The sequence below is a fragment of the Candidatus Methylomirabilota bacterium genome (assembly GCA_028870115.1).
Classification (GTDB): domain Bacteria; phylum Methylomirabilota; class Methylomirabilia; order Methylomirabilales; family Methylomirabilaceae; genus Methylomirabilis.
The window spans coordinates 140,369-146,368 of record JAGWQH010000097.1 but is presented as its reverse complement, the minus strand read 5'-3'; the positions used below and the strand labels follow the sequence as shown (position 1 = coordinate 146,368).

At 54.2% G+C, this 6,000-nt stretch carries 10 protein-coding genes and 1 pseudogene; all 11 read left to right on the top strand.

The window, feature by feature from the left end; translation table 11 throughout:
* The first annotated feature begins 243 nt into the window (after nt 1-243).
* The 11 genes and pseudogenes from KGL31_11465 to KGL31_11415 all read left to right on the top strand — a co-directional run bounded on the left by KGL31_11465 (nt 244) and on the right by KGL31_11415 (nt 5,606).
* A complete protein-coding gene (locus KGL31_11465) occupies nt 244-528 on the top strand; it encodes a BrnT family toxin (GenBank protein ID MDE2322508.1) in 285 nt (94 codons plus the stop codon).
* On the top strand, nt 512-781 hold the full coding sequence (locus tag KGL31_11460) for a hypothetical protein (protein MDE2322507.1): 270 nt from the start codon (nt 512-514) through the stop codon (nt 779-781). Before KGL31_11465 ends, KGL31_11460 begins: the two co-directional genes overlap by 17 nt.
* Nucleotides 782-1,221: 440 nt before the next feature.
* Nucleotides 1,222-1,773 (top strand): winged helix-turn-helix domain-containing protein, encoded by a 552-nt coding sequence (locus KGL31_11455; protein ID MDE2322506.1) that lies wholly within the window; start codon nt 1,222-1,224, stop codon nt 1,771-1,773.
* The gene (locus KGL31_11450) at nt 1,736-2,785 is read left to right on the top strand and encodes an IS630 family transposase (protein MDE2322505.1); all 1,050 of its coding nucleotides are present in this window, start codon (nt 1,736-1,738) and stop codon (nt 2,783-2,785) included. The genes KGL31_11455 and KGL31_11450 overlap by 38 nt, the downstream gene beginning before the upstream one ends.
* Before the next feature lie 3 nt (nt 2,786-2,788).
* Nucleotides 2,789-3,226: pseudogene (locus tag KGL31_11445) on the top strand (restriction endonuclease).
* A 201-nt stretch (nt 3,227-3,427) separates the two neighbouring features.
* Nucleotides 3,428-3,736 carry a nucleotidyltransferase domain-containing protein gene (locus tag KGL31_11440; GenBank protein MDE2322504.1) on the top strand — a complete coding sequence of 103 codons (309 nt, stop codon included), beginning with the start codon at nt 3,428-3,430 and terminating at the stop codon, nt 3,734-3,736.
* Entirely contained in the window at nt 3,726-4,085 is a 360-nt protein-coding gene (locus tag KGL31_11435; protein ID MDE2322503.1) for a DUF86 domain-containing protein, read from the top strand. The genes KGL31_11440 and KGL31_11435 overlap by 11 nt, the downstream gene beginning before the upstream one ends.
* A gap of 194 nt (nt 4,086-4,279) precedes the next feature.
* Nucleotides 4,280-4,603: a DUF4258 domain-containing protein gene (locus KGL31_11430; protein ID MDE2322502.1), complete on the top strand. Its 324-nt coding sequence runs from the start codon at nt 4,280-4,282 to the stop codon at nt 4,601-4,603.
* The gene (locus tag KGL31_11425; GenBank protein MDE2322501.1) at nt 4,600-4,815 is read left to right on the top strand and encodes a hypothetical protein; all 216 of its coding nucleotides are present in this window, start codon (nt 4,600-4,602) and stop codon (nt 4,813-4,815) included. The genes KGL31_11430 and KGL31_11425 overlap by 4 nt, the downstream gene beginning before the upstream one ends.
* 352 nt (nt 4,816-5,167) lie before the next feature.
* Nucleotides 5,168-5,371: a type II toxin-antitoxin system HicA family toxin gene (locus KGL31_11420; GenBank protein MDE2322500.1), complete on the top strand. Its 204-nt coding sequence runs from the start codon at nt 5,168-5,170 to the stop codon at nt 5,369-5,371.
* Nucleotides 5,364-5,606 carry a type II toxin-antitoxin system HicB family antitoxin gene (locus tag KGL31_11415; GenBank protein MDE2322499.1) on the top strand — a complete coding sequence of 81 codons (243 nt, stop codon included), beginning with the start codon at nt 5,364-5,366 and terminating at the stop codon, nt 5,604-5,606. Before KGL31_11420 ends, KGL31_11415 begins: the two co-directional genes overlap by 8 nt.
* The last annotated feature ends 394 nt before the right edge of the window (nt 5,607-6,000 follow it).

The following is a 6,000-nucleotide window of genomic DNA, read 5'->3' as shown; positions in this document are numbered from 1 at the left end:
GAGGGACAGGACGTGACGACCCGTGCTATCTCACGGTCTCACCGGACCAAGACTGACGCGGTCTGTCACGTCCGGATGTGTTAGATCCTCGACCACGACTCTATACCTGTTCATGACGCTACTGTAAAGATACAAGACTGATCAGTATACATAATAATCGGGCTCTACTATAGTTGGGCTCTGCGGACTTGCCGGCATCGTGTGTGACGCGTATCTTCAGAGGAGATTGCTGGAGGCTATCCAGTGCGGATTACTGAAATTATCTGGAAGGAACGTGTAGTTGAGAAGATCTCGGGGAAGCATGGTGTGTCAGTTGCAGAGGAAGAGGCACTTCTTTCCAGGCCTGTGGTCAGGAAGATGGTTAAGGGGCGCGTACATGGGGAGGACCTGTACGCTGCTCTGGCTCAGATCAGTAGCGGGAGATATTTGATCGTCTTCTTCATTAACAAGAAGCGCGGCATGGCGCTGCCGATCTCGGCGCGTGACATGGACCGCGCGGAGAGAAACTATTATGGCGGACACAAATAAGCACGTAGACCCCCTGCCGGACGAGTTTAGGTCTGAGGAGGAGGCTGCCGAGTTCTGGAACACCCACAGCATAACCGACTATGAGGAATTCCTGGAGCCTGTCGATCTCGAAGTGGACCTCAAGAGGCGACACTTCGAGATAGAAGTGGATGAGGAGAGCTTCTTGGTGCTGCGCGACAGGGCCAAGAAGCTCCAGAAGCCGGCGAAGGAACTCGCTAGCGAAATTCTCAAGCAGAAGCTTGCGACGGTATGATCGCATTTGAATCTACTGAGGGTTCATTCCCCGCGGCTTGCCGCGCAGATTTCTTTTTGCTCTGGTGTTTGATGCCCCGCAGCTTGCTGCGGGGTAGTTCACTAGGCCGGTTTGGGATGGCCCAGTCTGGAGCCAGGCTACTGGGCGATCCATGAGCTGCCAGGTCATCGGGATGTGAGTACCATGATAATCTGCACTCACGTGTTGAACTGAGGCGGACACGGGGTCAATAGCCCGGCTGATCGGCGATAGGGCGGCCGAGATAGGCCGCCGAAGCTGGCAGGGTTTGTCGGCCAGAATAGTCTTGGCTGGTTGGGCTAAGTGTGGGAGATTACGAATAAATTCGTTGTTGAGAAGTGGCGCCTCTTGGGGGATAGGCCGCCAGCCTTTGTCGGCTTCTAAGGCGGCTCACCTAATAGTTAGGCATGAGAGGACAAGATATGGAGCTACCAAAGTTTAACGAGACATTCATGCCGATTCTGCGGACCCTCAGCAACGGAGAGGTCGTTCATCATCGCGAACTCATCAAGCGAGTTCAGGAACAGTACTACTCTGACTTGTCCGAAGAATTGCTGCAACAGAAGACAAAGAGCGGTGAAGTGCTGATTGAAAATCGAATTGCATGGGGAAAGTCCTATCTCAAGAAAGGCGGGCTCGTTCATTACCCGAAGCGCGGCATGGTTCAGGTCACCGAAGCGGGAAAGAAAGCATGCGCTCAGGGAGTGCCTCTTCGCGACATGGAATCGAACCTGATGGATTTCTACGCCGAAGAAAAGAGAAAACAGACGGGCACGCCTGTTGCTGCCGAGCAATCTCCGCAGGATATGATAGATGCCGGGTTTTCTGAAATTGAGGCACAAACAAAATCTGAACTACTAGTGTCTAATTGCGCAAATAATAGATATATGATATGGTCTTGGGTGAAAGGAGGTTCCTTTGCCCAAGACAGCTCCCATACCGGGTTGTTCCGAAGACGACAGAAAGATTCTTGAAAGTTGGGCGAGTAGTCGGACCCTTGAGGCCCGATTGGTGGAGCGAGCCCGAATCGTTCTGCAGTGCCTTGAAGGAAAGGCGGTCAGCGCCGTTGCACGGAATCTGAAGGTACGACCCAATACGGTAATCGATTGGCGGCGGCGATTTGAGCGTGAGGGGATGCCTGGACTGCAGGATCGTCCGCGTTCTGGCAAGCCCCGGCGATACACCGAGGAGTTCCGCAATCAGGTGTTGACGACGTTGGAAATGCCTCCACCTCGGGGACAGGCAAGTTGGGACGGTCCGGCTGTGGCCATACACCTGAACGCCTCGGTCCATGCGGTCTGGCGGGTGTTGCGTAAAGAGGGGATATGCCTGAGCCGGCAGCGCAGTTGGTGTGTCAGTACGGATCCGGAATTTGCCGCCAAGGCCGCCGATATCGTGGGTCTCTATCTGAATCCTCCGGAACAGGCCCTGGTGCTGTCGGTGGACGAGAAGCCGAGCATCCAAGCGCTCGAGCGGGCCACGGGCTATGTCGAAACAGACAACGGGACGATTGTTCGTGGGTTGAAGAGTACCTACAAACGCCATGGCACGCTGAATCTGTTTGCGGCCTTGGAAGTAGCAACCGGAGCGATTCGCACGCAAACGACTCAGAAAAAGCGCCGGGTCGACTTTCTGGAGTTTATGGATCACCTCGTGAGCGGACTTCCCGCCGGAAAAGAGATTCATGTGATTCTGGATAATTATTGCATTCACAAGAAAAACGACGCGTGGCTGGCCGCGCACCCCACCGTGTCTTTTCATTTCACTCCCACGTCGGCCAGTTGGCTGAATCAAGTAGAAATCTGGTTCGGGATTCTTGCCCGCAAGGCGTTGCGCGGCGCATCGTTCCGCAATTTGGAGCAACTACGCCAAGCGATCGAAGACTTCGTTGCAGTCTATGGTCCGACCGCGAAACCCTTTGTCTGGCGCAAGCGAGAAGTCAAAGGCTCTCAATTGAGAAATACTATCATTAACTTACGCAATTAGACACTAGATAGGTTGCGCGAAATCGATCCGTTCTACTTTGAGAAGGTTATTCTCATTCTGTTGAAGAGGATGGGCTATGGAGACTTTACCGAGACATCCAAGTCTGGAGATGCCGGAATCGACGGAATAATAAACGAAGACAAGCTGGGTTTGGAGAAGATATACATACAGGCGAAGCGTTATACCGACAACAAGGTGCGAGAAACTGATATTCGTAATTTTATCGGCGCGATGAGCGGAGACACCACAAAAGGTGTATTTGTGACGACCAGCAGCTTTGATGAAAAGGCATTAAAGAAGGCACGCGAGGCGCATCATACGATCATTCTTGTGGATGGAGAACGTCTGGTCGACCTGATGTATCAATTCAATGTCGGGGTACAGGTCCGCAATCAGTATGAAGTCAAACAAATCGACGCAGACTTTTTCGATGCCTCATGAACCACAGATGCAGGAAACAACCGATTGCCTAACAACAAAATGCAGCGGACACACAACCACGCGGAGCATATTTGGTGGTGCTATTTGTAGGCTTATCGGCCGCGTGGTTGTATGCCGCTGATTTTCACGTTAGTCCGACCTTTGGGTATGCGCGTGGCATGTGGACGCGCAGGCGGGTACCATTTGTCCAGGAGGTCATTCATGGTTGCGCTCATCGAGGACAAGCGAGACTCCATCGCTGCACTGTGTCGCAGGTTCGGGGTCGTCCGGATGGACGTCTTCGGCTCGGCGCTGCGCGAGGACTTCCGGCCCGGCAAGAGCGATGTGGACCTGCTCGTCGAGTTCTCCGATCGGGATCCCTACGAGCTCGCACAGGCGTACTTCGACCTGCTCGATGAGCTGAAAGCCCTTCTCGGCGGCGAGGTCGACCTGGTCATGGCGGGTGCGATCAAGAACCCCTACATCGCATCCGACATCGAGACCACCAAACGGCTGCTCTATGCCGCGTAGCCCACTCGCATACCTCAACGACATCGTTGTGTGCTGCGACGCGATCGCGGAGACACTTGATGGCGTGGACCTTCCTGCGTATGCGTCCACCCGCACGCTTCGCTCGGCGGTAGAGCGGGAGTTCACTATCATCGGTGAGGCGGTCAACTCCTTGTCCAAGATCGATCCTGATCTCATTTCGCGCATCTCCCATGCCCGCATGATCGTGGGCTTCCGCAATCAGCTGGTGCACGATTACCCTGCGATCCTTGATTCCGCCGTGTGGGCGATCGCTCAGAAAGACGCCCCGATCCTGCGCGCGGAGTGTGCCGCTCTCATCAAGGAACTCGTTGACCGGTCGGGGAGATAGGTAACAAAACAGTCCGGGGACATGAGTTACACCTTGTGGCGTGTGAATCTACCATATTCATCCTCGATCCGCATATGTCGTTCATGCAGCCGACGGTCTTCGGCCGCGGCTGATACCGGCGTTCTACGGATATAGGAATTGGGTTTTCACGAATTCCCGTTGCCGAATTTTGTCAGCGCGCATAACATGAGATTATGAGCGATACGTTCAGACGGGTGCTCCACCTCATCCAGCGTCAGGAAGTCCGAGTGTCTGACCACGGCTACGACGAACTGACGGAAGACGATATTGTCGTAAGAGACGTGTTTTCCGGAGTCCGACGGGCCACGGTCGTCGAAGATTACCCGGAATATCCGAAGGGGCCCTGTGTCCTTGTACTGCAGAATGATTCTAGCGGAAACCCGATACACGTCGTGTGGGGAATTCCACGGGGAGCCTCGACCCCTGCCGTACTGGTGACGGCATACCGGCCTGATCCGGACAAATGGTCCAGTGATTTTAGAAGGAGAAGATCATGAGGAAACGGCGGCACAAGAAATTCGTTCATGAGGGACAATACGTTGCCGAGGTAGACGTTGAACTGATCGAGACGGACGAAGGGTGGTCACCGTATTTGTCTGTTGAAGATGCCGAAAAGCTGGACGACGTGCGAGGAGCCTTAAGAAGAGGAGATGTCAGGGTGGCCAGTCGCTTCGCTCGCGTTTTCCTGCTCACCCCCGTTGCAGTCTGAGGAAGCCGTAGAACTACCCGCTGCACCTGGCGGCTGGCGCACGTCGTCATCTTGTCTCGTCTGTCGAATCACCTCTGTTCCGCATCACGGGTTCCTCGACCTGCCGGTGACTAATTGACAGGAAGCCGGTCTGGAGAAACCATCCACAGGAGAGCAAGGCATAAGATCCGCTGTGACTGGTGGCATTCATGGCGGCGCTGCCACTTTTCTCGCGCCACGTTCAACAGCGATGTGGGGAGAAGAAACGATGCCTAGTCTGCCCATGCTGCGGTCGTTCGACGTCGGCGTTTGGTGTTAGAATAAGGAATCTGGAAGCTAGCATGTCATAGATGGTGGACTATAGGAGACCATCTTGAAATTCAGTGAGTTGGTGAGACTGCTTGAAGCTCATGGATTTGAGCTGGTAAGGGAGAAAGGGTCCATCCGATATTATGGGAAGGCTGGCTGGCCTGCATTGATTCGGGTTGACTATCATGGGGCCAAGGAAGTGCCCAGCGGCACCTGCCATCATATACTGAAGTCAGCAGGAATACAGAAGGGAGGAAGCCATGATTGATCTGCCTTATTCTTTGACCATCGAGGCAACGCAGGAACCCGACTACTTCGGGTTTTTTTCTCCTGATCTGGAAGGATTTACGGGGATTGGCCACTCCATCGAGGACTGCGTGTATAAGGCGAAATGGGGAATGAAGGAACACATAGAACTACTCAGAGAACGGGGTCTGCCCGTGCCTCCGAAAGTGAAAGATCCCAAAATCATCGTACAGAACGAAGCCAGGTTGGCGGCATAGGATTGTTCACTGAACCAACCAGTCCACCGGATCGCCGATAAATCCGGCTTGCTGTGAAGGCGCTCCATCACCACTCTGGTCGTGGGGAAACAGCTTGCCCTCGCTTGCCCTTCGCGCTAGATTATGAGTGTGCATGTCGGTCTTGAGTGTGACGGGGGCGCGATCGGGTGGTGGGCTGAGTAAGGGAATAGCTGGTCGCTTCGGGGGTGAGACCCAATGTAAGACTGAGAGCAGGAAGCCGTGGGGCGACCTGCTCTTCTCGTTTTGTACGTGGCGTCGTAAGTCCCGACAATGACCGTCATTCTCGCGAAAGCGGGAATCCGGAAAGGCACTGGATTCCGGGTCAAGCCCGGAATGACAACGCAGCGGAAATGTATGCTGTGGTGTACAGGAG